The sequence below is a fragment of the Psychroserpens sp. genome (assembly GCF_047633235.1).
Classification (GTDB): Bacteria; Bacteroidota; Bacteroidia; order Flavobacteriales; family Flavobacteriaceae; genus Psychroserpens.
Genome location: NZ_JBLIET010000003.1, coordinates 84,889 through 109,673, shown reverse-complemented (window position 1 = coordinate 109,673; position 24,785 = coordinate 84,889). Strand labels below are relative to the sequence as shown.

At 32.9% G+C, this 24,785-nt stretch carries 29 protein-coding genes; 13 read left to right on the top strand and 16 right to left on the bottom strand.

The genetic code is table 11. The features are described 5' to 3' along the window. Positions 1 to 18: 18 nt before the first annotated feature. The gene (locus ACJAZK_RS01765) at positions 19 to 315 is read left to right on the top strand and encodes a GNAT family N-acetyltransferase (protein WP_028873390.1); all 297 of its coding nucleotides are present in this window, start codon (positions 19 to 21) and stop codon (positions 313 to 315) included. Between the two features lie 54 nt (positions 316 to 369). Here ACJAZK_RS01765 and ACJAZK_RS01760 read toward each other — a convergent pair whose 3' ends face one another. The 3 genes from ACJAZK_RS01760 to mtaB form a co-directional block, all read right to left on the bottom strand. Continuing rightward, on the bottom strand, positions 370 to 891 hold the full coding sequence (locus ACJAZK_RS01760) for a hypothetical protein (RefSeq protein WP_415222310.1): 522 nt from the start codon (positions 889 to 891) through the stop codon (positions 370 to 372). 176 nt (positions 892 to 1,067) lie between these two features. Further along, on the bottom strand, positions 1,068 to 1,562 hold the full coding sequence (locus tag ACJAZK_RS01755) for a hypothetical protein (protein ID WP_415222309.1): 495 nt from the start codon (positions 1,560 to 1,562) through the stop codon (positions 1,068 to 1,070). A gap of 124 nt (positions 1,563 to 1,686) precedes the next feature. Continuing rightward, positions 1,687 to 3,012 (bottom strand): tRNA (N(6)-L-threonylcarbamoyladenosine(37)-C(2))-methylthiotransferase MtaB, encoded by a 1,326-nt coding sequence (mtaB, locus tag ACJAZK_RS01750; protein WP_415222308.1) that lies wholly within the window; start codon positions 3,010 to 3,012, stop codon positions 1,687 to 1,689. Between the two features lie 144 nt (positions 3,013 to 3,156). Here mtaB and ACJAZK_RS01745 point away from each other — a divergent pair, with 144 nt between their 5' ends. Next, positions 3,157 to 3,294 (top strand): hypothetical protein, encoded by a 138-nt coding sequence (locus ACJAZK_RS01745; protein ID WP_415222307.1) that lies wholly within the window; start codon positions 3,157 to 3,159, stop codon positions 3,292 to 3,294. Next, positions 3,287 to 3,727 carry a hypothetical protein gene (locus ACJAZK_RS01740; protein WP_415222306.1) on the top strand — a complete coding sequence of 147 codons (441 nt, stop codon included), beginning with the start codon at positions 3,287 to 3,289 and terminating at the stop codon, positions 3,725 to 3,727. The genes ACJAZK_RS01745 and ACJAZK_RS01740 overlap by 8 nt, the downstream gene beginning before the upstream one ends. Before the next feature lie 132 nt (positions 3,728 to 3,859). Here the strand turns inward: ACJAZK_RS01740 and ACJAZK_RS01735 are convergent, their stop codons facing one another. Then, positions 3,860 to 4,714, bottom strand: coding sequence for a T9SS type A sorting domain-containing protein (locus tag ACJAZK_RS01735; protein WP_415222305.1), 855 nt, complete (start codon positions 4,712 to 4,714; stop codon positions 3,860 to 3,862). A gap of 66 nt (positions 4,715 to 4,780) precedes the next feature. On the opposite strand from ACJAZK_RS01735, the gene ACJAZK_RS01730 reads away from it, so the two are divergent. Continuing rightward, positions 4,781 to 6,367, top strand: a complete 1,587-nt coding sequence (locus tag ACJAZK_RS01730; RefSeq protein ID WP_415222304.1) for an ABC transporter substrate-binding protein — start codon at positions 4,781 to 4,783, stop codon at positions 6,365 to 6,367. An 8-nt stretch (positions 6,368 to 6,375) separates the two neighbouring features. Here ACJAZK_RS01730 and ACJAZK_RS01725 read toward each other — a convergent pair whose 3' ends face one another. The 4 genes from ACJAZK_RS01725 to ACJAZK_RS01710 form a co-directional block, all read right to left on the bottom strand. After that, positions 6,376 to 7,059 carry a lysoplasmalogenase family protein gene (locus tag ACJAZK_RS01725; protein ID WP_415222303.1) on the bottom strand — a complete coding sequence of 228 codons (684 nt, stop codon included), beginning with the start codon at positions 7,057 to 7,059 and terminating at the stop codon, positions 6,376 to 6,378. Between the two features lie 38 nt (positions 7,060 to 7,097). After that, positions 7,098 to 7,997, bottom strand: a complete 900-nt coding sequence (locus ACJAZK_RS01720; RefSeq protein ID WP_415222302.1) for a TolB family protein — start codon at positions 7,995 to 7,997, stop codon at positions 7,098 to 7,100. A 17-nt stretch (positions 7,998 to 8,014) separates the two neighbouring features. Next, positions 8,015 to 9,190: a GlmU family protein gene (locus tag ACJAZK_RS01715; protein WP_415222301.1), complete on the bottom strand. Its 1,176-nt coding sequence runs from the start codon at positions 9,188 to 9,190 to the stop codon at positions 8,015 to 8,017. Between the two features lie 145 nt (positions 9,191 to 9,335). Next, positions 9,336 to 9,587 (bottom strand): type B 50S ribosomal protein L31, encoded by a 252-nt coding sequence (locus tag ACJAZK_RS01710; RefSeq protein WP_028873381.1) that lies wholly within the window; start codon positions 9,585 to 9,587, stop codon positions 9,336 to 9,338. A gap of 161 nt (positions 9,588 to 9,748) precedes the next feature. Here ACJAZK_RS01710 and ACJAZK_RS01705 point away from each other — a divergent pair, with 161 nt between their 5' ends. The 7 genes from ACJAZK_RS01705 (at position 9,749) to ACJAZK_RS01675 (ending at position 16,750) form a co-directional block, all read left to right on the top strand. Then, the gene (locus ACJAZK_RS01705) at positions 9,749 to 10,282 is read left to right on the top strand and encodes a DUF4199 domain-containing protein (protein ID WP_415222300.1); all 534 of its coding nucleotides are present in this window, start codon (positions 9,749 to 9,751) and stop codon (positions 10,280 to 10,282) included. 44 nt (positions 10,283 to 10,326) lie between these two features. After that, on the top strand, positions 10,327 to 11,274 hold the full coding sequence (locus ACJAZK_RS01700) for a glycosyltransferase family 2 protein (protein ID WP_415222299.1): 948 nt from the start codon (positions 10,327 to 10,329) through the stop codon (positions 11,272 to 11,274). A gap of 76 nt (positions 11,275 to 11,350) precedes the next feature. Then, positions 11,351 to 13,081, top strand: a complete 1,731-nt coding sequence (locus ACJAZK_RS01695) for a phospho-sugar mutase (RefSeq protein WP_415222298.1) — start codon at positions 11,351 to 11,353, stop codon at positions 13,079 to 13,081. Further along, positions 13,081 to 14,919 (top strand): ABC transporter ATP-binding protein, encoded by a 1,839-nt coding sequence (locus ACJAZK_RS01690; RefSeq protein WP_415222297.1) that lies wholly within the window; start codon positions 13,081 to 13,083, stop codon positions 14,917 to 14,919. Before ACJAZK_RS01695 ends, ACJAZK_RS01690 begins: the two co-directional genes overlap by 1 nt. A 311-nt stretch (positions 14,920 to 15,230) precedes the next feature. Continuing rightward, on the top strand, positions 15,231 to 15,773 hold the full coding sequence (locus tag ACJAZK_RS01685; protein WP_415222296.1) for an RNA polymerase sigma factor: 543 nt from the start codon (positions 15,231 to 15,233) through the stop codon (positions 15,771 to 15,773). Between the two features lie 30 nt (positions 15,774 to 15,803). Continuing rightward, positions 15,804 to 16,304 carry a hypothetical protein gene (locus ACJAZK_RS01680; RefSeq protein WP_415222295.1) on the top strand — a complete coding sequence of 167 codons (501 nt, stop codon included), beginning with the start codon at positions 15,804 to 15,806 and terminating at the stop codon, positions 16,302 to 16,304. A 5-nt stretch (positions 16,305 to 16,309) separates the two neighbouring features. Further along, positions 16,310 to 16,750 (top strand): sensor of ECF-type sigma factor, encoded by a 441-nt coding sequence (locus tag ACJAZK_RS01675; protein WP_415222294.1) that lies wholly within the window; start codon positions 16,310 to 16,312, stop codon positions 16,748 to 16,750. A gap of 5 nt (positions 16,751 to 16,755) precedes the next feature. Here ACJAZK_RS01675 and ACJAZK_RS01670 read toward each other — a convergent pair whose 3' ends face one another. The 8 genes from ACJAZK_RS01670 to ACJAZK_RS01635 all read right to left on the bottom strand — a co-directional run bounded on the left by ACJAZK_RS01670 (position 16,756) and on the right by ACJAZK_RS01635 (position 22,238). Continuing rightward, positions 16,756 to 17,850: an oxidoreductase gene (locus ACJAZK_RS01670; RefSeq protein WP_415222293.1), complete on the bottom strand. Its 1,095-nt coding sequence runs from the start codon at positions 17,848 to 17,850 to the stop codon at positions 16,756 to 16,758. Positions 17,851 to 17,929: 79 nt separating this feature from the next. Further along, complete coding sequence (locus ACJAZK_RS01665; RefSeq protein WP_415222292.1) at positions 17,930 to 18,604, bottom strand: SCO family protein; 675 nt, start codon at positions 18,602 to 18,604, stop codon at positions 17,930 to 17,932. Further along, on the bottom strand, positions 18,585 to 19,163 hold the full coding sequence (locus ACJAZK_RS01660) for a toxin-antitoxin system YwqK family antitoxin (protein WP_415222291.1): 579 nt from the start codon (positions 19,161 to 19,163) through the stop codon (positions 18,585 to 18,587). The genes ACJAZK_RS01665 and ACJAZK_RS01660 overlap by 20 nt, the downstream gene beginning before the upstream one ends. 16 nt (positions 19,164 to 19,179) lie before the next feature. Beyond that, positions 19,180 to 20,280 (bottom strand): YHYH protein, encoded by a 1,101-nt coding sequence (locus ACJAZK_RS01655; protein ID WP_415222290.1) that lies wholly within the window; start codon positions 20,278 to 20,280, stop codon positions 19,180 to 19,182. A 136-nt stretch (positions 20,281 to 20,416) separates the two neighbouring features. After that, the gene (locus ACJAZK_RS01650; RefSeq protein WP_415222289.1) at positions 20,417 to 20,707 is read right to left on the bottom strand and encodes an EF-hand domain-containing protein; all 291 of its coding nucleotides are present in this window, start codon (positions 20,705 to 20,707) and stop codon (positions 20,417 to 20,419) included. Positions 20,708 to 20,842: 135 nt separating this feature from the next. Next, positions 20,843 to 21,304 carry a hypothetical protein gene (locus tag ACJAZK_RS01645; RefSeq protein ID WP_415222288.1) on the bottom strand — a complete coding sequence of 154 codons (462 nt, stop codon included), beginning with the start codon at positions 21,302 to 21,304 and terminating at the stop codon, positions 20,843 to 20,845. 5 nt (positions 21,305 to 21,309) lie between these two features. Next, positions 21,310 to 21,621 (bottom strand): hypothetical protein, encoded by a 312-nt coding sequence (locus ACJAZK_RS01640; RefSeq protein WP_415222287.1) that lies wholly within the window; start codon positions 21,619 to 21,621, stop codon positions 21,310 to 21,312. Positions 21,622 to 21,659: 38 nt separating this feature from the next. Further along, positions 21,660 to 22,238, bottom strand: a complete 579-nt coding sequence (locus ACJAZK_RS01635) for an RNA polymerase sigma factor (protein ID WP_415222286.1) — start codon at positions 22,236 to 22,238, stop codon at positions 21,660 to 21,662. A 153-nt stretch (positions 22,239 to 22,391) separates the two neighbouring features. Between ACJAZK_RS01635 and ACJAZK_RS01630 the strand changes: the two genes are divergently transcribed. Both ACJAZK_RS01630 and ACJAZK_RS01625 read left to right on the top strand, forming a co-directional pair. Beyond that, complete coding sequence (locus ACJAZK_RS01630; protein WP_415222336.1) at positions 22,392 to 23,612, top strand: RsmB/NOP family class I SAM-dependent RNA methyltransferase; 1,221 nt, start codon at positions 22,392 to 22,394, stop codon at positions 23,610 to 23,612. 15 nt (positions 23,613 to 23,627) lie between these two features. Next, complete coding sequence (locus tag ACJAZK_RS01625) at positions 23,628 to 24,716, top strand: endonuclease (RefSeq protein WP_415222285.1); 1,089 nt, start codon at positions 23,628 to 23,630, stop codon at positions 24,714 to 24,716. Positions 24,717 to 24,785: the final 69 nt, after the last annotated feature.

The window sequence follows — 24,785 nt, the reverse complement described above, 5'->3', positions numbered from 1 at the left end:
AATTAAATATAAATTATTATGATTGATGCTGCTGAATTAACAGACAATGACTTCTTACGACAGTTTGAAATTAAAGTAGACGGTGGACTTGCTAAAATTGAATACTCACTTCAAGACCGAAAAATCTTTTTAACAAAGCTAATTATTCCAGATACTGTGACTGATGAGGCTTTTGAAGAAGAGTTTCTCACTTTAGTTTTTGAAAACATTGCAGAACGCAATATTAGTGTAGTCCCTACAAGTCCTGAAATTGCAAAATTTATAAGGAGACACAGAAAATACAAAAAAATGCTTCCTGTAGGAATTAGGATATAAGTCATAAAAAAACCGAAACTTAAAAGTTTCGGTTTTTTTATCTATTTAAATCGTCTATTGTCTATTATAAACTATGGTAATATCTTCTGTAGTAGACAAACCATTTTCGTCTGCAACATCGATTTCTTCTTCTAACACAAAAGACAACGCATTACCACTTACTGTGCCTTGAAGTAGATCTCCGTCATCATTAAAAATGATAGTATTTCCGTTCCTAGTATAGGTCAAGGAAAAACTATAAACATCTTCTTCACAATCCACTACAAATGTAAATTGATCTGTTGTGCCCACAACCAATCCAATTTCAAGATCAATAAAAGATGTGTTATTTGAAACTACGGTGTTGTTAGATCCAAAAACTAAAGTTTCATTCTCTAAACAATCCAACTCATCTAACAAATTAACACTGGCATTACCATCGTTATTTAGATCATAAGCTGTTGACGAATTGAAAGCTGTTAACTTCCAAGTACCAGAAAGCGTGTCGTTAGAACTTGAATTATCATCGTCACTAGTACATGACGTTAAAAACAATAATACTATGGTAATTAAGGATGCAATTAATAATTTTCTCATTTTATTTTTTAAGAGGGTTTTTAAAAAATTCATGTAAATCTAATTGAAGATTTGAACTGCACAAATTTTATTTTAGCTCTGCAGAAATAAAACGTTATAAAGCTATTTTTTGACGGTGAAATAAAATTTCCGAAGTAAATAAGATCTGTAATTATATAACTCTATAAGTCATCTAACTATAATTTAGTATAAGTTAAAACTAAATCTCTTGTTTCAATAATTTGAGAAAAATCTACGTTATAGATTTTAATGTCTTCAACTAACACGATGTTAAACGTATTATTGATTATTGTAAATTCTTTATCATTAAATTGAAATGTATTACTAGTGATTTGGTTGAAGCTAGTAGCAAAACTAATAATACCTTCTGCGCATTCAATATTAAAAACGTACGTATTATCAACTTCTGATTTAGATATTTGTATCGTAGGATTGTATGTTTCATTTGAAGAGACAACTCCAGTAGTTTCAAACTTTAAAATTTCGCTATCATCACAATCAATCTCATGTAATAAGTTAAGGTGACTCCAACCATCCTTATTAATATCATGCGCAGTTCCAATACTGTAATTTGTTAATTTCCATTCACCAATGACTTGCGATTGGTTCTCTGCTTCTTCTTTAGAACATGAGCTTAATACAACCAGGCAGATTGCAAGAATGAGGGACACTTTTTGAAACATAATGAATTAAAAATGTATAGTAATCAGCATAATTATACTCTAATAACCTCCAAAAAAATAGGTGAATTATTTTTTAAACCAATCGCGTAATTATGTGTTACATTCTCTGTATTTAAAGAGTCTGCGTTTTTTTAAAATTAAACCGCACCAAACCATCATCATCAATGTTGGTGAGTTCAACTGTTTGAAGTGTATTCACTAATTCTGGATCCCAAGGTGATTTCACTTTTACATAATTTTCTGTAAAACCTTGAATATAACCTTCCTTGTTTTCACTTTCAAAAAGTACTGTTCTCCAGCTTCCTATTTGACTCTCATAAAATGCACGTCTCTTTTTTACTGAAAGTCCTCTCAACATCTTACTGCGTTTAGCTCTTACCTTTTTAGACACAACACCTTCAAGAGAAGCCGCAACAGTATTATCGCGTTCTGAAAATGTAAACACATGCAAATATGAAATCTCTAATTCATTAAGGAAGTTATAAGTCTCTAAAAATAAGTCGTCTGTTTCTCCTGGAAAACCTACTATGACATCCACACCAATACAAGCATGAGGCATCACCTCTTTAATCCTTGAGACGCGTTCTACATACAATTCTTTCATGTAGCGACGACGCATTAGTTTTAGGATTTCATTATTTCCACTTTGCAGTGGGATATGAAAATGAGGCACAAACGCTTTACTTTTTGAAACAAACTCTATCGTTTCATTTTTAAGTAAATTAGGTTCTATTGATGAAATTCTTAAACGTTCTATACCTTCAACTTTATCTAGAGCTTTAACCAGTTCATAAAATGTGTGCTCATGTTTTTTATTACCAAACTCGCCCTTACCATAATCACCAATATTAACGCCTGTGAGTACGATTTCCTTAATATTTCTTTCTGAAATCACTCTCGCGTTCTCAAGGACATTCTCTAAGGTATCGCTTCTAGATACACCTCTAGCTAAAGGGATTGTACAATATGTGCATTTATAATCACAACCGTCTTGTACTTTTAGAAAAGCACGTGTACGATCTCCAATCGAATAACTACCAACATAAAAATTAGCATCTTCTATTTCACAGCTATGCACTTCTCCCATATCATTTTTTGAGAGGTCATTAAGATAGTCTGTAATTTTAAATTTTTCTGTTGCACCAAGAACTAAATCGACACCATCAACATCTGCCAGTTCTTGTGGTTTTAATTGTGCATAGCAACCCACTGCTGCTACAAAGGCTTCTGGATTGACCTTCTGCGCTTGTTTTACAATCGATTTAAAACGTTTATCTGCATTTTCAGTTACAGAGCATGTATTGATTACATAAATATCTGCTTTCTCTTTAAAGTCTACACGTTCAAAACCTTCCGAAGAAAAATCTCGTGCAATTGTAGAGGTTTCAGAAAAGTTGAGCTTGCAACCCAACGTGTAAAATGCAACTTTTTTATCCATTAAATCAATTTAGAGTTTCTATGGCACAGAAATCTATTTATATTTACTTGTTTCTAACTTAGAATGGGTAAACTTACGCATTACTTAAAGATTTCACAATCTATTGGCCTCCTCTGCATTTAAAAATCAATAATTTATAGATTTATGACCCAAGCAGAAGCTAGACTAAAAGAAGTTATTTCTTTTCTAAAAAATAAAGATACCGTAGTTGTATATCGCAAACTTATGGATTGTGTGATTGATACTCAAGATTTAGATTTGTATCGAGAGGTTATTGCTTAGCACTATTACAGTTGGAGTGCTGGTATTCATTATTTCTCTAGTTTCTGCATTAATACTCTTCATTGTGGGTTGGAAAGATGGTATAGCCGTTTACGCTATCAGCTGCTTCGCACTAGCGTTAGCTACTCTCATTATATTGATACCGATTTTTTTCTATAAGCGTATAAAAAAATTGATGGTCGCTATTTGCCTAAACATTTCAATCGTTGGATTTTCGTTTTATATTATCGGAATTATAGGTATAATTACAATGCATCAAAAAGATACTTGTCGAGACGATTTAAAATATTATAACAACGATTACGACTGTAACACATTGATAGATATTTTTGAATTTGGCTGGAGTTGGGTACTACTCTTCTTCGCGATAATTTTCTTTTTCTTCTACATAAAAGTCATTAAAAACGGGAAGGCTTTACCTGAAAGCAAATAAAAACAAAACCTGTAAGACTCTGTATACCCTGTTATTTTCAAATCAATTATAAAACCTCTAAACTGTGACATAAAAAAAAGTGTGCTTTAATACATAAAGCACACTTTTAAAAATATATTAATGCAAGGCGTTTTAGCTCTTAGTAATACGTTTAGAAATCGTACCATCATTGGTAGAGATTCTTAAAATATAAATTCCAGCTTGTAATTGAGACACATCCAGGCGGTCTTTATTACTAGATTTTAAAACTAACTTACCCGTAATATCATATAGTTCTGTAGTAAAATCAGATATTGAAGCAGGAAAGTTGATAGAAATATAATTCGTAGCTGGATTAGGCGCTACAGAAATTGCATTTAAAGTAAAAGAATCAACACTCAGTGTGCTTCCAACAATATTCATTACATATTGGTTCGTTGCCTGACCTATATCTGCTGTAGGTGTAGGTGTAGCAAGACCACAACCAACACTTACCAAGTAACTTATGCCATTTTCACCAGCAGTATTATATCCCGGGAAATACGTTTCTCCAACATTAGTACCTCCATCAGCTGCTGAAACTTCTAAGGCTACTATTGAACCAGCAGGAATAGTTGTAGTTAAGGGTACAGAAATCAAAGTTATATCATCTATAGCAGCAGATACGTGCGTTGCAGTACCTATTAATGTTAGTGTTGCAGTAGTTAAATCTTCTGAAGTTGCTGTATAAAGGTTCACAGTAATCAATTTACCGTCATTTGCAGAACCTTGACCATACTCAACAGAGGTTACTCCAAAATCTTCTGTAATACCAAACACACTCATTGTGTAGGATCTTAAAAAAGCATTATCACGGTACTCTCCTGTTCCTCCTGGTGGGGCACTCCAACAAGCAACACCACTTTCTGTTATACTAACAGGATCAACAGACTGGGATATTACTACTTGTGCCTGAATAGACACAGTAAATAATACAGTCAATAAAATTAAAACGTAGTTTTTTTTCATAATTTTAAATTTTTTTAGATTAATTAATAGAACTTAAAGGTATAAAAATCATTTTTAATAATCCGTATGAAATTTAAAGTCTTATTATTCGCTCTTATTATTTCTAGTTGTTCACAACAAAAAGAGACTTATAACAATGTTTTTAGATATAATGAGCACAAAAATATAGGCTCTTTAGATCCTGCGTTTGCAAAAGATAATGCAGATATTTGGGCCATTAACCAATTGTTTAATGGCCTAGTTCAAATGGATGAAAATCTAAATGTACAACCTTGTATTGCTAAGAATTGGACGATCTCAGAAGATGCCCTCACCTATTCTTTTTCATTGAGACAAGATGTTTATTTTCATAAACATAGACTCTTCGGTAAAGACTCAACACGAACAGTGAAAGCGAGTGATTTTGAATACAGTCTCAATCGTCTGCTGAATAAAACAATAGCATCTCCAGGACGTTGGACTCTTAATAAGGTAGATGCTTTTAAAGCTCTAAATGATAGCTTATTCCAAATTAAACTAAAGCAACCGTTTCCTGCATTTCTAGGGTTATTGACCATGAAGTATTGCTCGGTTGTACCCAAAGAAATTGTAGACCATTATCAAAGTGATTTTAGATCTCATCCTATTGGCACTGGACCATTTAAATTTAAACGATGGGAAGAAAACTTAAAGCTCGTTTTCCGAAGAAATAACAACTATTTTGAAACGGATAACTTAGGTAGCGCATTACCATATCTTGAAGCTGTAGCCATTACTTTTTTACCAGATAAGCAAAGTGAGTTTTTACAATTTGCCCAAGGCAATATTGACTTTGTATCTGGATTAGATGCATCATACAAAGACGAAATTCTAACTGCAACAGGACAACTTCGTGAACAGTATAGTAAGGATGTTAATATGATTAGAGGCCCTTACCTTAATACAGAGTATTTGGCATTTTTTATGGATTCTGAAGTCTCAGAAATGCAGTCAAAACTATTGCGACAAGCCATTAATTATGGGTTTGATAAGCAAAAAATGATGACTTATTTGCGAAATGGTATTGGAATTCCAGCTTATGGAGGTTTTATCCCAAAGGGGCTTCCAGGTCACAATGAATCTATAGGTTTTACATTTCAACCTGACAAAGCAAAACAATTAGTGCAACAATTTAAGACAGAAACTAGGATTTCAAATCCTGAAATTACGATAACGACTACAAGCAACTATTTGAGTTTTTGTGAATACATTCAACGGGAACTTCAAAAAATTGGGATTACTGTAAATGTAGATGTGATTCCTGCTGCGACTCTAAAAGATGCGAAAGCTAACGGTAAATTAGATATGTTTAGAGCGAGTTGGGTAGCCGATTATCCTGATGCTGAAAATTATTTATCACTATATTCAAGTAAGAACTTCGCACCCAATGGCCCTAATTACACGCATTTTAAAAGTGATCAATTTGATGCTTGGTACCAAGAAGCATTTACGATCACAGATAGCAAAAAACGTGAAGCACTCTATACTAAAATGGATAGTTTAGTTTTGTCATCGGCACCTGTTGTGCCATTGTTTTACGATGAAGTTGTGCGATTCACACGAAAAAGCGTAAAGGGCTTAGGTATTAATCCTATCAATTTATTGGATTTAAAACGTGTTAAGAAGGAGCAATAGCTATCAACTCACAATACTTTTTTTTCATTTATAACACCAATTACAATGAGAAACTGAGCAATTGAATATAAAAGCATCGTTAAGACATCTTGGTTATCAAATGTTTTATAAAACACACTCAATACTGCAGATGTATGAGACATTAAAAGAACTAACATTCCTGTGATAACCAAGTAATAACTGTTCTTTGTGACTGCACTCTTTCTTAATAATGCAAATTGAATTGTTAAAAGTGTTACAAATAAAAAGATAAAAATAGGAATCAGCAAGTCACCCAAACGGTCTTGCGTAAGCTGTAAAATCACAAACATATAAATAAGATACAAAGCCAATATCGGTAAGAGCCTAATGAAATCAAAATCTCGATTATTAGAAAATCTTAAAATATAAAAAACATTACCCAGTATAAAAAAAACACTAATCAGAATAAGCATAATAGACTCATTTCTAAACAACACTGCGATATTAGCTAATAAGAACCATGAAAGAGCGATAACCATAAAAGCAAACTTCCAAGGTCGAGCCGATTTATCATTATATATATAAAAAACTATTAACAACAAAGCTATAACCGGCATTGTACCTAGTCGCCAAAGCTCATTACTACCCCAAACAATTATAAGCAAATCTAATAGAAGTAGACTAAAATAAACTAAAGAAAATTTTAAAGTGCTGTTAAAAAAACGCTTCATTGACGTTGTCAATTTTAAAAGTTAATTAAAAACAAAAATTATTCTAATACAAAATAATAAATATCATCGTCACCTTTACCTTTTGGACGTCTAGACGAGAAGTAGCCTTTGGTTCCATCCTCATTTATAATATAGCAAAAATCATCGCTTCTGCTATTAATTGGTTGTTGTAAATTTTTTGGTTCTTCCGTTTCTGGATCAGCATTAAGATCATAACTATAAACATCTAATCCGCCAACTCCTCCAACACGATCTGAAGAAAAGTAAAGTATATTATCTTTGCTCACAAAAGGAAACATATCCTTCCTAGGAGAATTAATTTTTTTACCTAAATTTTCCACTTTACCGTACTCGCCGTTTCCTAAAATTTTTACTTTAAACAAATCGGTTTGACCATGGGCTCCATCTGCATTTGAAGTAAAATACATTGTAGAACCATCAGGACTTAAAGTGGCATGACCATAGTTGTAATTAGGTTTACAAAATGGTAATGATTCAAAATTAGTCCAACCGCGTCCTTCTATATATTCTCCTCTTTGGATATTTAAATTAATTGATTTTAATTTTCTTTTATAGGATTTACCACGCTTCATGAAGTTCGTAGTAATATACATGTATTTGCCATCATTACTAAAACCTGCACTAGAGGTATTGAACACAAATTTTTCAGACTTATTAAACTGCTCTGGATTGATGATTTCTCCATCGTCTGTCATTTCAGCTTCAAACATGGTAAAAATCAATCGCTTGTCTTGATCCCGTCTTGCTTTATTTCTATTATCGAGCATATAAGACGTATAATACACCTTGTTTCCTTTGTAGAATATAACTCCATATTGACTTTTATCGTCGTTAATCTCTAAATTTTTAATCGTATAGGTTTGGGAAAACCCTAAATTTAGTGTCAATACTAAAATGATACTGCAAATAAACTTCATATTTTTAATATTTAATATTAACTTTTTCTCCATTTTTTTGTCTCTTCAAAGACGTGTTCTAAAATACTTTTATCTACTTCAGTAAACTCTATACTTCTGCGCTTCATAACTACGTCAGCTACTTCAAATGCTTTTTTCGTTAAATATGTTGTAAAGCCTGAATGTCCTCCCCACGAAAAACTTGGAATGAAATTTCTAGGAAATCCACTTCCGAAGATATTAGTACTAACCCCAACAACTGTGCCTGTATTAAACATCGTGTTTATACCACACTTACTGTGATCTCCCATAATAAGTCCGCAAAATTGTAAGCCTGTTTTTGCAAAACCTTCGGTTTCGTAATCCCAAAGTCTTACTTCTGCATAATTATTTTTTAAATTAGAATTATTAGTATCTGCTCCCAGGTTACACCATTCTCCTATAACCGAATTCCCTAAAAACCCATCATGACCTTTATTAGAATAACCAAAAATAACAGAGTTATTTACCTCTCCTCCAACTTTACTATGAGGCCCAATAGTCGTTGGCCCATATATTTTAGCTCCTAGTTTTACAGTCGCATGCTCGCAAAGAGCAAAAGGACCTCTAATTAAGCTCCCTTCCATCACCTCTGCATCTTTACCAATATATATTGGACCAGAGCTAGCATTTAAGGTCGCAAATTCTAGCTTTGCGCCTTCTTCTATAAAAATACGTTCTGCTCCAAGAACATTACAAGAGTTAGGTATGGGTTGAGATTGCCTGTCTTGTGTAAGCAAATCAAAATCGGTTTGAATAGCGTCTCCATTAGTCACAAAAATATCCCAAGAATGTTCTATTTTTAATATAGTCTCGTTATAAGCAATGGCTTCGTAGTTTTCAATATTGATGTTATTCTGAGGGTCTGTTGTATAAAAGGCAATCATATCTTCTCCTGAAAACACAGCTTGATTCTCTTTTAATACTTTAATAATTTCAACTAATTTCTTATTAGGCAAGACAGATGCATTAATCATTACATTTTCATCCATCGCCACCATTGGATACTTTTCAGATAAATAGTCTTCTGTAATAGTCGTAATGGTGCCACCTAAATGCATCTCCCATTTTTCTCTAATAGTAAGAATGCCTACTCTAAGATCTGCAACGGGTCTTGTAAATGTAAAGGGCAACAGATTGTTACGTGATGGACCATCAAAAAGAATGTAATTCATATCAAAGGTTGAAGTTATAATTAGAAGCTAAATACAATTATTCAACTTTTAATTTGGTTTATATATCAAAAGTAGATTAATTATAGAAAACAAAAAAGCCTTCGAGAAAAATCTTGAAGGCTTTGTAATTATAATAAATCTAAGTCTATTTACTAAACTTAGCGTATTTAGTTTTGAATTTATCAATACGACCTGCGGTATCTACTAATTTAGATTTACCGGTGTAAAATGGATGAGATGTTCTAGAAATTTCCAATTTGACTACTGGGTATTCAACACCATCAACGTCAATTGTTTCACTAGTCTCAGCAGTAGATTTAGTTAAGAACACGTCTTCGTTAGACATATCTTTGAATGCAACTAATCTATAATTTTCTGGATGTATTCCTTTTCTCATCTCTTTATTCTTTAAAATTCCTTACTATTTTGGAGGTGCAAATTTAAGTAATTTTTGTAAATTACCAAGAAATTAATTCTTTTTTCTTCGGAAAAAAAATGTAACAATTACAAACAAAACTATACTAACGACATACATTAACTAAACGATCACTTTTTATTATGGAAAAATCATTAAAATCAACCGCTATTAATTATGGTATTTATCTTGGATGTGGATTAGTAATTTACACCGTACTTGGTTATATCATTGATATTGAATTATTGGTAAATTTTTGGATAAATCTATTAATTCTTCCCCTTATAATAATAATTATTGGAGTAATTTCTAGTGCAAAAGCAAGAAGCCTATTAGGAGGCTTTATTAATTTTAAGCAAGCATTTACGGCTTATTTTATTCCTGTAGCTCTGGGTATTATAATAAGTACCGTTGTATCTGTTGTTCTATTTAATTATATTGATCCAGATTCTGCAGAGTACCTAAAAGAATTAACCATGAAGAAGTCTATTGCATTTATGGAAAACATGGGAGCTCCTCAGGCAGAGATTAATAAAGCCATAGTAACAATGGAAAGCCAAGACTCATATGCTATTGGTACTCAATTGAGATCATTGGCACAGGGTTTACTCTTTTTTACAGTTATAGGACTTTTGGTTGGTCTAATAATGAAAAAGAAAGACCCGAACTTAGCTTAAATAAAATCCCTATTTTTGAACTATAAAATTTTGAAAATTATTAGATGGATATATCAGTAGTCATTCCACTACTTAACGAACAAGACTCATTAACAGAATTACACGATTGGATAGCAAAAGTCATGCATTCCAATCGTTTTTCTTATGAAATCATTTTCATAGATGATGGTAGTACAGATGATTCTTGGGCAACCATAATCGCACTATCTAAAAAAGATGAGAGTGTTAAAGGTATTAGATTTATCAAAAACTTTGGTAAATCCCAAGCGCTACATGCTGGTTTTGCCAAAGCAGAAGGTGATGTTATTATCACTATGGATGCTGATCTACAAGATAATCCTGAAGAAATCCCAGAACTCTATAACATGATTGTTGTAGATAAATTTGATTTGGTATCCGGATGGAAAAAGAAACGTTATGACTCTGTAATTTCTAAAAACTTGCCATCTAAATTATTCAATTGGGCAGCACGACGAACATCAGGAGTAAAACTGAATGATTTTAATTGCGGTCTCAAAGCATACAATATCAATGTCATTAAAAACATAGATGTTAATGGGGAAATGCATCGCTATATTCCAGTGCTTGCTAAAAATTCGGGTTTCACAAAAATTGGAGAGAAAGTCGTCAAGCATCAAGCTAGAAAATATGGTGAAACGAAATTCGGAATGGAACGCTTTGTAAACGGTTTTTTAGATTTAATAACCATTTGGTTTTTATCTCGCTTTGGAAAACGACCAATGCACTTATTTGGCGCTTTAGGTGTGATCATGTTTGCTATTGGATTTGTATTTGCCGTGTATCTAGGTTTAGATAAATTATTCTTAAATACAAATGGACGACTCATTACAGAACGCCCACAATTCTATATCGCTTTAACCACAATGGTTTTAGGGTCTCAGTTTTTTATTGCCGGTTTTCTAGGTGAACTTATTCTTCGCTCCAAACGCGATAGCAGTCGCTATTTAATCAAACAGATACTCAATTTTTAAGCTACCCCATCAATTAAAGTTTATTAAACGATTCAAAATTATTGAATTACGTATTTTTACATTATAAATTTAGGATATGACACATATTGAACCTCAACTCTTAGAACGCGTAAATACATGGTTAACGCCAACTTTTGACCAAGAGACTCAAAACTACATAAAAGATTTAATGGCCAATAACCCAACTGATCTCAAAGAGAGTTTTTATAAAAATCTCGAATTTGGAACCGGAGGAATGCGAGGTATTATGGGAATTGGCACTAATCGAATCAATAAATACACACTAGGAAAAAACACCCAAGGATTGAGTAATTATATAAAAACTCAATTTCCTTCGGAACCCTTAAAAGTGGCAATCGCTTACGATTGTAGACACAATAGTAAATCATTAGCAAAAGTAGTCGCCGATGTGTTTTCTGCTAACGGAATTCACGTCTATCTATTCGAAGATTTACGTGCAACTCCAGAATTATCATTTGCTGTAAAGCATTTAAATTGTCACTGCGGAATTGTATTAACCGCTTCTCACAATCCTCCAGAATACAATGGTTACAAAGTATACTGGCAAGATGGCGGACAATTAGTACCACCAGAAGATGCAGAAATTATCACAGAAATAAATAGATTAGCTTACGATGAGATAAAATTTGAAGCTAATGACGGTAAGATTGAATATATTGGTAAAGCTGTTGATGATGTTTTTATTAATGAGTCAGTTAAAAACGGAAGTTTTGACACCTCATCAGAAGCTAGAGAAAACTTAAATATTGTGTTCACTTCTCTACATGGAACCTCAATTACAGTAGTTCCAGAAACCTTAAAACGTGCTGGATATACCAATGTTCATATTGTTGAAGAGCAACGAGAACCAAATGGAGATTTCCCAACAGTTAAATCTCCAAATCCTGAAGAAACAGAAGCCTTAAAAATGGCTGTAGAATTAGCGAACACCGTTGATGGTGATATCGTAATTGGCACAGACCCAGATTGTGACCGTTTAGGCGTGGCTGTAAGAAACTTAGAAAATGAGTTGGTAATACTTAATGGAAATCAAACCATGATATTAATGACCGATTTCCTACTAAAACAATGGAAAAACTCAAATAGAATCAATGGCAATCAGTTTTTAGGTTCAACCATAGTTTCTACGCCAATGATGTCCGTTCTAGCAGAAGCTTATAATGTAGAGTGTAAAATTGGTTTAACCGGTTTTAAATGGATTGCTAAAATGATAAAAGATTTCCCTACCTTGGATTTTATTGGTGGTGGTGAAGAAAGCTTTGGATTTATGGTTGGTGACTTTGTGAGAGACAAAGATGCTGTAACCTCTACCTTATTAGCTTGCGAGATTGCAGCGCAATCAAACGCAAACAACAAAACTATGTATGAATCTTTAATAGATTTATATGTAGCACATGGCTTTTATAAAGAACGCTTAGTCTCCATCACAAAAAAAGGAATTGAAGGTGCTCAGGAAATCAAACAAATGATGATTGATGCTCGTGAAAACCCATTAACAAGTGTTAATGGCTCTAAAGTAGTCAAAGTTGAAGATTATCAATTGTCTATTATAAAGGACTTGGTAAATCAAAAATCAAGCAAAATTGTTATTCCAAAATCTAATGTCTTAATTTATTATACCGAAGATGGAAGTAAAATTGCGTTAAGACCAAGTGGTACAGAACCAAAAATAAAGTTTTATATAAGCGTTAATACTAAATTGGAAGATGTATCTGCTTTTAATGCTACAGAACGACTATTGGAATCCCGTATTGATGACATCCTAAAAGACATGAAACTCAATTAATGAATTATTTTAAACAAATTCTTGGTTTTGCAAAACCGTATAAAAAGTTTGCAATATTAAATATCATTTGTAATGTATTTTACGCATTATTTAGTGCACTATCGTTTATAGCATTAATACCAATGCTGGATGTCTTGTTTCCAACAACAAAACCTAGTGAAGAAAAAGAAGCCATTATAAAACCTGTTTGGAATGGCATAGCAAACACTATGGATTACTTTAAAGATTTTATGTCTTATAGAGTTAATGAATTTGCTCACGATGACTCTTCAAAAGCTTTGATACTAGTAATAGCATTAGTCATTCTATTATTCTTCTTAAAAAACATCTCTAATTATTTAGCCATGTTTTTCATTACATTTTTAAGAAATGGTGTTTTAAAAGACTTGAGAAATGCTATTTTTGACAAAATCACTAAGCTCCCAATTGCCTTCTTTTCAGAAAAAAGAAAAGGCGATACTATGGCAAGAATATCAAATGATGTCCAAGAAATTCAAAGCTCATTTTTATCTATTTTAGAACTAATAGTACGAGAACCACTCACTATTATTTTCACCATAATCATGATGCTGTTGATTAGTCCTCAACTCACACTGTTTGTATTTATTTTTATTCCGTTATCTGGATTTATAATCTCTAGAATAGGGAAATCTCTAAAAAAGAAATCAGATCGCGTTCAAAAAGAACAAGGTAATTTCTTATCTATCATAGAAGAAACTTTAGGTGGTTTAAAGGTCATCAAGGGTTTTAATGGAGAAACTACATTTTTAAATAAGTTTAAAGCTTCTACTCATCGTTTTTTTATTTTTTCAAACAAATTATTAAATCGTCAAAATTTCGCATCACCTACAAGTGAATTTTTAGGAATCACAGTTATTTCAATTTTATTGTGGTATGGTGGGCGTATGGTACTCATCGATGGCACATTAGACGCTAGCTCATTTATAGCTTATATGGGACTTGCATACAACATATTGACACCTGCTAAAGCAATTAGTAAAGCGAGTTATAGTGTTAAAAAAGGTAATGCAGCTGCAGAGCGTGTTTTAGAAATACTCAATACAACATCTACATTAGAAGATAAACCAGATGCTATTGTAAAAGATACTTTCACCTCGGAAATTAGCATCAATAATATCTCATTTAAGTATGAAGATGATTTAGTCCTTAAAAACTTTTCTATAAAAGTCCCTAAAGGAAAAAGCGTTGCACTTGTTGGACAATCGGGAAGCGGAAAATCTACGATTGCAAATCTCGTTACTCGTTTTTATGATGTCAATGAAGGTCACATCTCTATTGATGACCAAGATATAAGAACCATTACAAAACATTCATTACGTAATTTAATGGGACTGGTCACACAAGATTCTATACTATTTAATGATACAGTAAAAAACAATACTCTTTTAGGAAAAGAAAATGCTACAGATGAAGAGGTTATAGCAGCCTTAAAAATCGCCAACGCTTGGGAATTTGTTAAAGACCTCCCTAAAGGAATTGAAACCAATATTGGTGACGCTGGCGGGAAATTGTCTGGCGGACAAAAACAACGTCTCAGTATAGCGAGAGCTGTTTTAAAGAATCCACCCATTATGATTCTAGATGAAGCAACCTCAGCATTAGACACAGAAAGTGAACGTTTAGTGCAAGAAGCTTTAGAGAATATGATGAAAAATAGAACGTCAATTATTATTGCGCATCGTTTATCAACTATTCAAAATGCAGATGAAATTATCGTAATGCATAAAGGAGAAATTGCAGAACAAGGCACTCACAAAGAGCTTATTGCTAAAAATGGTGTTTATAAAAAGTTAGTAGGTATGCAAAGTTTTGAATAACTTAAATTCCTGAACCTAGTTACCGATAAGTACTACATGATAAACAAAGAAAAGGATGCTCCGTTAGGTGGCATCCTTTTCTGTTCTATTACCATCATTTGGGGACAATAGTAATAGCTAAGTAGGTAAGGCTGAGACAAACATAAATAAAATAAATGGACAAAACAAGAAAAAAGCGTATTTCATCGTAATTATTTAACACTTAATCGATGTTTTTATATTTATATCATTGATTATCAATACTTTAAACAATGTATTTTTTTTCATTAAACTTTCTGTAAATTGATACGTCTAAAGTAAAACTGCTTTTATTGGATAACGAACATCATTTTATACAACGACTTACGCACCCAGCTTCAAAAGAGGCAGCCTATAAAGAGCTATTATCACTGTATAAGGAGCGTCTATACTGGCATATTAGACATATAGTTAAATCTCATGACGATGCGGATGATGTGCTCCAAAACACATTTATCAAGGTTTATAAGAATCTTGATAATTTTAAAGGAAATAGTAAATTGTTTTCATGGATGTACCGAATTGCTTCTAATGAATCCATAACACACCTCAACAAAAACGCTAAGCGACTACATGTCAATAATGAAGAAACCCAAGAGTATTTGATGAATAATTTAAAAGCAGATGTATATTTTCAAGGTGATGATATACAATTAAAATTACAGCAAGCCATTGCCAAATTACCAGAAAAACAACAACTCGTTTTCAACATGAGATACTTTCAAGATATTAAATATAAAGACTTATCAGACATTTTAGAAACAAGCGAAGGTGCGCTTAAAGCCTCGTATCATATTGCTGTAAAAAAAATTGAAGCTTATTTAACCCAAGATTAAACTAATTACAGACTTTTAAGTCTTATACACATGGAAGAGAAAGAATTATATACCATTAAAACTTCAGGATTTAAAGTGCCTAACGATTATTTTTCACAAGTTGAAGAGCAAATTCTTAGTGAGGTACAATTAAAGAACACCGTTGATGCCTCTGGCTTTGATGTTCCAGATTCTTATTTTGAATCTTTGGAGAACAAAATCTTTCTAAAATTAGAAGAGGAACAGGATGTAAAAGTCATACCTTTATTTAGCTGGAAAAACGTTATGTATGTTTCTGCAATAGCAGCGTGTTTGGTTCTAATGTTTAATGTGTTTTATAACGCTTCGGAAACTATAACTTTTGATTCTTTAGAAACCGCCTCTATTGAAAACTACTTAGAGCAAGAAGATTACACAAGCTATGAATTAGCGTTCCTTTTAACCGACGACGAACTTAACATTAACAATTTTACAGATACTGAAATTTCAGAAGAATCTCTCGAAGATTACCTGTTAGATCAGTCTAATATTGAAGATTTAATACTACAATAATTATTATGAAAAAAATCACTTTAACACTCCTATTCATTGCCATTACAGTGAGTGCTTTTTCCCAAGGAAAAGAAAAAAGGGAACGTATAAAATCCTTAAAAATAGCGTTCATTACTGAAAAATTAGCGCTAACCGAAACTGAGGCCCAAAAGTTCTGGCCAATCTATAATGCACATGAAACCAATATTAAGGCCTTACGACAAGACTCACATCAAAATCGAAAAGATGCAGATATAGAATCTATGAGCGAAGCAGACGCGAGATCTATGATTGATAAGATGCTAATTTTAGAACAGAAAAAACTGAAATTAAGAAAACAATTTACCACCGATTTAATAGGCGTTATTCCTGCGAAAAAAGTGATTCTACTCAAAATCTCTGAGGACGAATTCAATAGACGTATGTTTAATGAAATGAGAAAACGAAAAGGCAAGCGAAAAGAATAATAGAGCTACTCTCTAAACGATAACTTAGCAATGCGTTTATTTCCTGCTGCATACGCCACACTATCATTTAAAAACCTGATGGTATAAAAACCTTCGTCACTTAAATGCGCCCAAGAGGCTCCAGCACTATTGGAGTAATCAATACCATTAAAACCCACAGCGACCAATGCTTTAGCATTTGAATGTGGTACATATTGCACACAACTTCTATACCCTGGAGATTCGTTCTGAGCAACGAGCTGCCAGGTCTTACCGCCATCTTTAGTCCTGATTTTATTTGCTGAGCTATCGGCAGCTTTGGTATAATCACCACCTATAGCGAAACCATTATTATCATCATAAAAATCTATAGAATACATTCCTGTAGTTTCTATACCCTGTACAATGGGTGTCTGATAAACTTCCCATGTTTTTCCTTTATTTGGTGAATACATTATCCTACTTACCTTTCCTCCTGTTGCGACCCACGTCTTATCACCGACAATTGCAATATTAGTATCACTAGCGGCAAAGGCTGCTTCGCCTTCTTTTGCTTTAGGTAAATCATCACACGATAATTTGGTCCATGAGTTCCCACCATCACGTGTAATAATGATGCTTATACAATCATCTGTTTGATCCCCTATAGCTATGCCTTCTTCTCCGTTCCAAAATTTCATGGAGTCATAGAATGCTTTCTCGTGGCCTTCTTCATAAACTAATATTGGGTTTTTAGATTTTCGGCTTAGCTTATATAATCGTGCTGGAGAGCTTATAGATAGTGCCAATAAATCACCTTCGACACTTTCAATTGCTCTAAAGGCTAATGGTTTGCCTTCGTAGTTCAATATGTTTTTAAAGTGGTTTTTTCCAGTACTCAACTTTAAATCATCTACACTAAATTTTAACTCTTTGTTTAAAGCGCGCTTCCCTATATGATTTGAACTCCCATAATAAAGATAGTCTTCATCAAAATCTATGGCTCTAATGCTTGCAGTTGAATCTTTAAAAATAGTTTCAACATCAACGTATTTAAAGGTTCTAGATTTAAATACTTTTTCTTCTTTATTACAAGACATCATTATTAAAGCCATTAAGATAATCGAGAATACATTTTTCATACAAATCTAAATTTCTCTAAAAATAGAGAAGCTCCATGACATAATCATGAAGCTTCTCAAAAAAATCAGTATTAAACTATCAATTAATTTCCCTTTTTAAAGTTTTTACATCTGCTATTAATTGTTGAACAGCTGTTTTATTTAAGCCATTATAAATCCCTCTTATGTGTCTGTTTTGATCTATGAGTACAAAGTTTTCGGTATGAAGAAAATCTTCATCTGTTTTATCAAGTCCTAAATCTTCTTCTGCGAAATAAGATTGTCGCCCTAAGTCATAAATTTGTTTTCTATCTCCTGTTACCAAATGCCATTTACTATTAATGATGCCTTTATTCTCTGCATATTGTTTTAAGGTTGGTACAGAATCGGTTTCTGGAGTAACAGAGTGCGATAACAACAAAATCTCATGATCATTTAAAAATTCATCTTGAAGCACTTTCATATTAGCTGTCATTTTTGGGCAAATACCTGGACAGGCAGTAAAGAAAAAATCGGCGATATAGATTTTATCCTCAAATGTTTTTTCAGTCACGGTTTTACCTAATTGATTAGTTAAATTGAATGATGGGATTGTATGAAAACTCTTTAAGCTCTCATCTTCTCCATCCAACCAATTTGGTGTAAACGTCGCTTCAGCATAATACGGCAACATATCTACTCTACTTGTCTTTTCTTGTGTATTAGAATCTTTACATGCAATAAAAGAGACAACTAACAAGCAACTCAATATGATCTTAATTTTGTACAATTTCATCTTCTAATTGAAAGCAAAGGCTAGCACGTTTTAATCCAAAAATTCGGCCGTTTTTTGCTTCGTAGTTATTATATATTTTACCATTATCTCTCCAAGCTTTTTGCAAACCTTGTTCTTTACCGTTAACGATGGTCATTTGTTTAAATAAGTTTCCAGATTTGTACCATTGCTTTTGTATTCCGTTGACAATGCCTTTATCGTAGTTTGCTTCTGAACGTAGCTTTCCGTTTTTCCACCACGATTTTGCAGTTCCTTGTTGGAGCCCGTTATCATAATGTGCTTCATAACTTATCCTTCCGTCGCGAAACCATTTTTTATATACCCCATGACGTTTCCCCTTTTTATACTCAATAGTTTCAGCCTTTAGAATTTCAGAATAAAAAACCTCTGAAACACCAGTAAAGGGTTGATTGTTATAATACATCAACCCTAAATTTGATTTTAACTCTAAGGCACTTTTATTAATTATTATATATTCCGATGCACTTGATGTAATTTCGATACTAGCAATAGGTTTATGTGTCTCCTCTTGACAGGAAACAATAATCAAAATTAACAAGCTTATAAGCGCTGTTTTACTGAATATTACTTGGAGTTCCTTGATAATCACCTGGGAATAAAATATAATATTGATTTAAGTATAATTCGTTTTGAATGTGATAGTGATACTGTGCTTCACCTTCGCTGTGTTGTGTTGTACTTGTATGACCTCCAGACGCATCTAAATCTGTAGGATAGTCATCTGTTGAGTTACATTTCCTTCCGTAGAGAAAAAATCCATCAGCGATGATTCCTATTAGTTCCTCATCGTCATTAGACCATGCTTTAGGTTCTAAATGATAATGGTAACTCTGTGGCCCTGTATGCGCTGCTGTATAATCTAAAGACCCTACTGCATTATCTAAAGGAATGCCAGGTCCTTCTTCATCGTTATAGATTACAGAACCTGATATTGATATACCAATAGGTCCTAATCCTGTTGCTGAAGAATTTGCTGCTAATTGCGGATTTGAAGAAACGGTTAATGAAAACATACCATTAAAATCATCTATATTCCCTGGTGCCATTTGATCATGAGATGTCACTGTTGGCTCTACCCATAAAGGGTGGTTGGAATCTGATACTGTTGTCATTGTATTACCCATAGGACCCGTTATAGTTCTAGCCGTTGTATTAGACCAATATGGTGATGTGTGATTTGGCAAACCGTTGGTTTCCAAAACTACATTAGCACCACTTAACATTATATCTGTGTTATCGACATCAAATTCTGCAAAGGCTAAATGTAGCTCAGTTGCTGTAGTCTCAGCATCTGTAGTAAAACTAAACGATACTGTTGTATTACCTGCATTACCATCTGAAGCTACAACAGAACCAGAATATGTTGTTGCATTATCTAAACCTGAAAACGTATAATTTTGAGTTGATAAATTAGTACCCTGTTCAGATTCATCAAGGTTTACGGTATACGTTACAGTATCTCCATCATCATCTGTTGCTTGCGTCCAGCTTATTGCTGCCCCAGTCTCAGAAGTTGAACTTACAGTAACTGTGAACGTCGAAGGTGCTTGATTTTCTGTATCTCCATTTCCAGCACCATCATCATCACTAGTACAGGTATAAAATGCTGTTGATAATGATAAGACTACTAATAGAATTTTAAAATAATTTTTCATTGATTATTGTTATAATTAGTTATTGTTATATATATAGATGCGGTTTTAAAATAAAACTTGTGACTGTTTCATATTCTTCTTAAAAAAAGCTTCGCAATCTTTCACTAAGCTTTAAAACCGCCCAATCAGTCAAATTTTATTTATTTCTTTTTTTACGTTCTGGCTTTGGAGCATCTTTCAATTCCTTTTCTGAAATAAAGCCATCTTCATCAGTGTCAATTTCTGTGAAAATTTCTTTTAATGGTCCTTTAACTTCTGCTTTTGAAAGTTGACCATCTTTGTTTTTATCCATTTCTTTTAATAGCTCCTTAAACGTTGGTGGTTCTTTTCTTTTTTGTCGGTCGTGAGATTGTCCGAAGGAATAATTTGACATAAATAATGCTATCCCAAATACTAATACTAGCGTTTTTAATGTGTTACTTTTCATCTTTTTAAATTTGAATGTTATATACTTTTAGATGTCATATCATTAAATAACTTGTGGCAACCCATGTTAAATAAAACACAAAAAAAAGACCTTCATTTTTTGAAGATCTTTTTAGCTCTAATAAAAAAAATTCTATTACTCAGGTTTTCGAGGCATTTCAGGTCCTCGATTATCGAATTTACGCGCGTTTTTAATAATGGCACTAAACTCTTCTTTTTGTTGTTCATCACACAACTCATAAATACGTCGCAATCTAGAAAACAACTCTTTTTCTTTTAGTTGTTCCTTTTCAGAAATTACAGCAATTAGGCTATCTATTGTAGACTGGTTTATGGACGTTGCAGTAATTTTCTTAAACAATTCATTTTTAACCGATTTTACATCATCGCCAATAGCTCTCATATTATGATGATGCGTTGTTTCCAATGTTTTAAACTGTTGTAATTGGTTGTCGTTAAAACCCAACTCTTTTGCAATAAAATCACTAGATTCTTTGGGGCTCTTGTGATCTGGTCTTCCTATATAATTAAATAAGAAAAAGCCGTTCATTATGATTAGAACAATAAGTAAAAGGTATAAGGTATTATTTTTTTTCATGGCAATTAATTAAATAATGAAGTTTCAGATTCTATGGTTAATCCATAATCTGAAGCAAAACTAGACATTGATTTGTTATAATTTGTAGTTTTTATTTCTCTTACTGCATAGACATTGAAAAACAAAACACAAACCAAAGTTACTAATTGAATTTGTGGCGTAAACCAGCTCCAAATACTCGATTCTACTTTGCTTTCAGCAAACAAACGTTGCATCGTCTTGTCTTTAAAAAACAGAGATATATGAGTTTCATTGATAGTGTCAGCACTATTTAAAACCAAATCAATTTTATCCTGTATGTTATTATTTGTTTCCATTGTATTCTATTAGATGTGAAAATTTCACAAAACTTGTCCTAATTGTCATTTTTATAAAAATTTTCTAATAAACGTTGTAAATTCTTTTTAGCTCGAAACATTAACGATTCCACAGAAGAGACACTTTTTTCGATGATTTCGCTAATTTCTTGATAACTCTTACCATCTACCTTATGTAATGTGAATACTGTTTTTTGGGCTTCAGGTAATTGATTAATAGCGTAAAACAAAGTTTCACTAGTTTCCTTATTCTCTAAAATTATTCCAGGATGACTCATTTCAGTAAAAAAATTAGTTTTATCAATTTCAAAATTATATCCCCAAAGCGATTGTAAAAATGCAAATCTCTTTTTTGTATTTCGCTTTCTAATAAACTCTAAACATTTATTGGTAGTGATCTTATATATCCAAGTTGATAGTCTAGACTGACCTTTAAAATTAGAAATAGAATTAAATACCTCCACAAAAACCTCTTGTGCTATATCTTCTGCATCTTCTCTATTAGGAACAAAGGAGATACAAGTAGCAAATACTTTTTGCTGAAAATCATCTATAAGCTTATTATAGGAGGCCCTAGTTTGATTTTTTAATTGCGTTATAAATTCAGTTTCTGACAAAAATAGGTGGTTAAATATTACATAATAAGGTTTAGATGCTATCCAAAAATAAAACTTGTGTGAAATTTGAATTTATTTTCAATAAGATAACAATTTTTAGAGTCTTTTATATATCAACTTTTAATGTACCTTTGCATGCCTAATTTTTTTATAATGCGTTTACACAGAAATTTATGCTTTGCAGTCATCGACGGATTAACATTAATCCTCAACGAAGGCAAATATGCAGACAAAGTAATTCAACAACTCCTTAAGCGTGACAAGCGTTGGGGAAGTCGCGATCGCGGTTTTGTTGCAGAGACAACTTATGATATTGTACGATGGAAACGTTTATATACAGAAATTGCAGAAGTCAAAGCGCCTTATGACAGAGAGAATATTTGGCGAATATTTGCAGTTTGGGCAACGTTAAGAGGTATAAAATTACCCGACTGGAGTTATTTTGAAAATACGCCTTCAAGAAAGATAAAAGGCCGTTTTGATGAACTCTCTAAAACTCGAAAATTTAAAGAATCTATACCAGACTGGTTAGATGAATTAGGTGTAAAAGAATTAGGAGAATCTGTTTGGACTAAAGAAATTACAGCTTTAAATGAACAAGCAGATGTTATTCTAAGAGTAAATACCCTTAATACAACAAAAGATAAATTACAATCGCTTTTATTTGATGATGGTATTGATACCGAAAGTATCAAAGGCTATCCCAATGCACTCAAACTAAAAGAAAGAGCGAATGTATTTAAAACCGAATCTTTTAAAAATGGTTTCTTTGAAGTGCAGGATGCATCCTCACAACTAGTAGCAGAATTTCTAGACGTAAAGCCTGGAATGAAAGTCGTTGATACTTGTGCTGGTGCTGGCGGAAAAGCACTTCACCTAGCGTCGTTAATGGACAATAAAGGTCAAGTTATCGCTTTAGATATTTATGCTCACAAATTAAATGAGCTTAAACGAAGAGCAAAACGCAATGGTGCTTGGAATATAGAAACAAGACCAATAGAATCTACTAAAGTTATAAAAAAACTATATGATAAAGCAGATCGTGTTTTAATTGATGCCCCTTGTTCTGGCCTAGGTGTCTTACGACGAAATCCTGATGCTAAATGGAAATTACAACCAGAATTTATTGAAAACATTAAGGCTACACAACAAGAGATTTTACAACAATACTCTAGAATCGTAAAAGATGGTGGAAAAATGGTTTATGCTACATGTTCAATTCTCCCCTCAGAAAACAAAGAGCAAGTTGATAAATTTTTAACATCTGATTCAGGAAAAGATTTTACCTTTATAAAAGATAAAAGCATTTTGTCACATAAAACTGGATACGATGGATTTTACATGGCTTTATTAGAAAAGAAAATACTTAAATAAAATAACACCAAATATATGAAACACTTTTACACATTATTATTTGCTTTTATAACCTCATTTGCTTTTGCACAATTAACACCTCCAACAGATTTACAATCTTATTATGGAAGTCAAGTAAACGCTACAGGTCTTGCACTAAAAGGCGAACTCATTGATTTAACAATAGACAATCACGTTAATTTCCTAACCTATAGCCAAGTGTGGGTAGCTTCTAGAATTACAGACGTAGATCCAGATAATTCAGATAACGTCCTTTTACTTTATGGTTATAATGATACTGATGGAAATGTGACGACAGACCGTTCTAGAGGTAAATTTGATAATGGTGGTGATGTTGGTGATTGGAATAGAGAACATGTGTACCCAAGATCTTTAGCAAACCCAAGTCTTGTTACAAATCCACCTGGCCCAGGAACTGATGCTTTGATGCTTAGACCTAGTGATGTTCAAAGAAATGGAGCAAGAGGTAATCAGAAATTTGCAGATAAAAGCTCAGGTCAATACCCTAATGGAGAGTCCGGAGATGCAAATGGTGGATGGTACCCTGGAGATGAATGGAAAGGTGATTGTGCACGTATCATAATGTATATGTATTTACACTACGGTACTCAATGTCTGCCATCTAATGTTGGTATTGGAAGTAACGCTTCTACTCCTGATGACATGATCGACTTGTTTTTAGAATGGAACGCTGAAGATCCAGTTTCAGATATAGAAATCACACGTAATGACTGGCATGGAGACGCAAGTAATGGAAGTCTTGCGCAAGGAAATAGAAATCCATTTATTGATAATCCTTATTTAGCAACTGTAATTTGGGGAGGACCAAATGCTCAAGACAGATGGGAAAATCTTTCTGTAACAGACTTCGAACAAGTAACACTTAAGATGTATCCAAATCCAGCAAATGGAAATGAAGTAACTATTATTTCTAATCAAGAATTAGCTGCAGAAGTATATGATATCTTAGGTAAGAGAGTAAAAGTTCAAAATATAACTGCAAATCAAAAGAAATTAAATGTCTCTGGATTAGCAAAAGGCATCTATATTGTGAGACTTAGTTCTGAAAATGGAATTATCACTAAAAAGCTTATCAAGCAATAACATATAATTACGTATTAAAAGAGCGATTCTAATCACTGAAATTATCTCAGTTTAGAAGCGCTCTTTTTT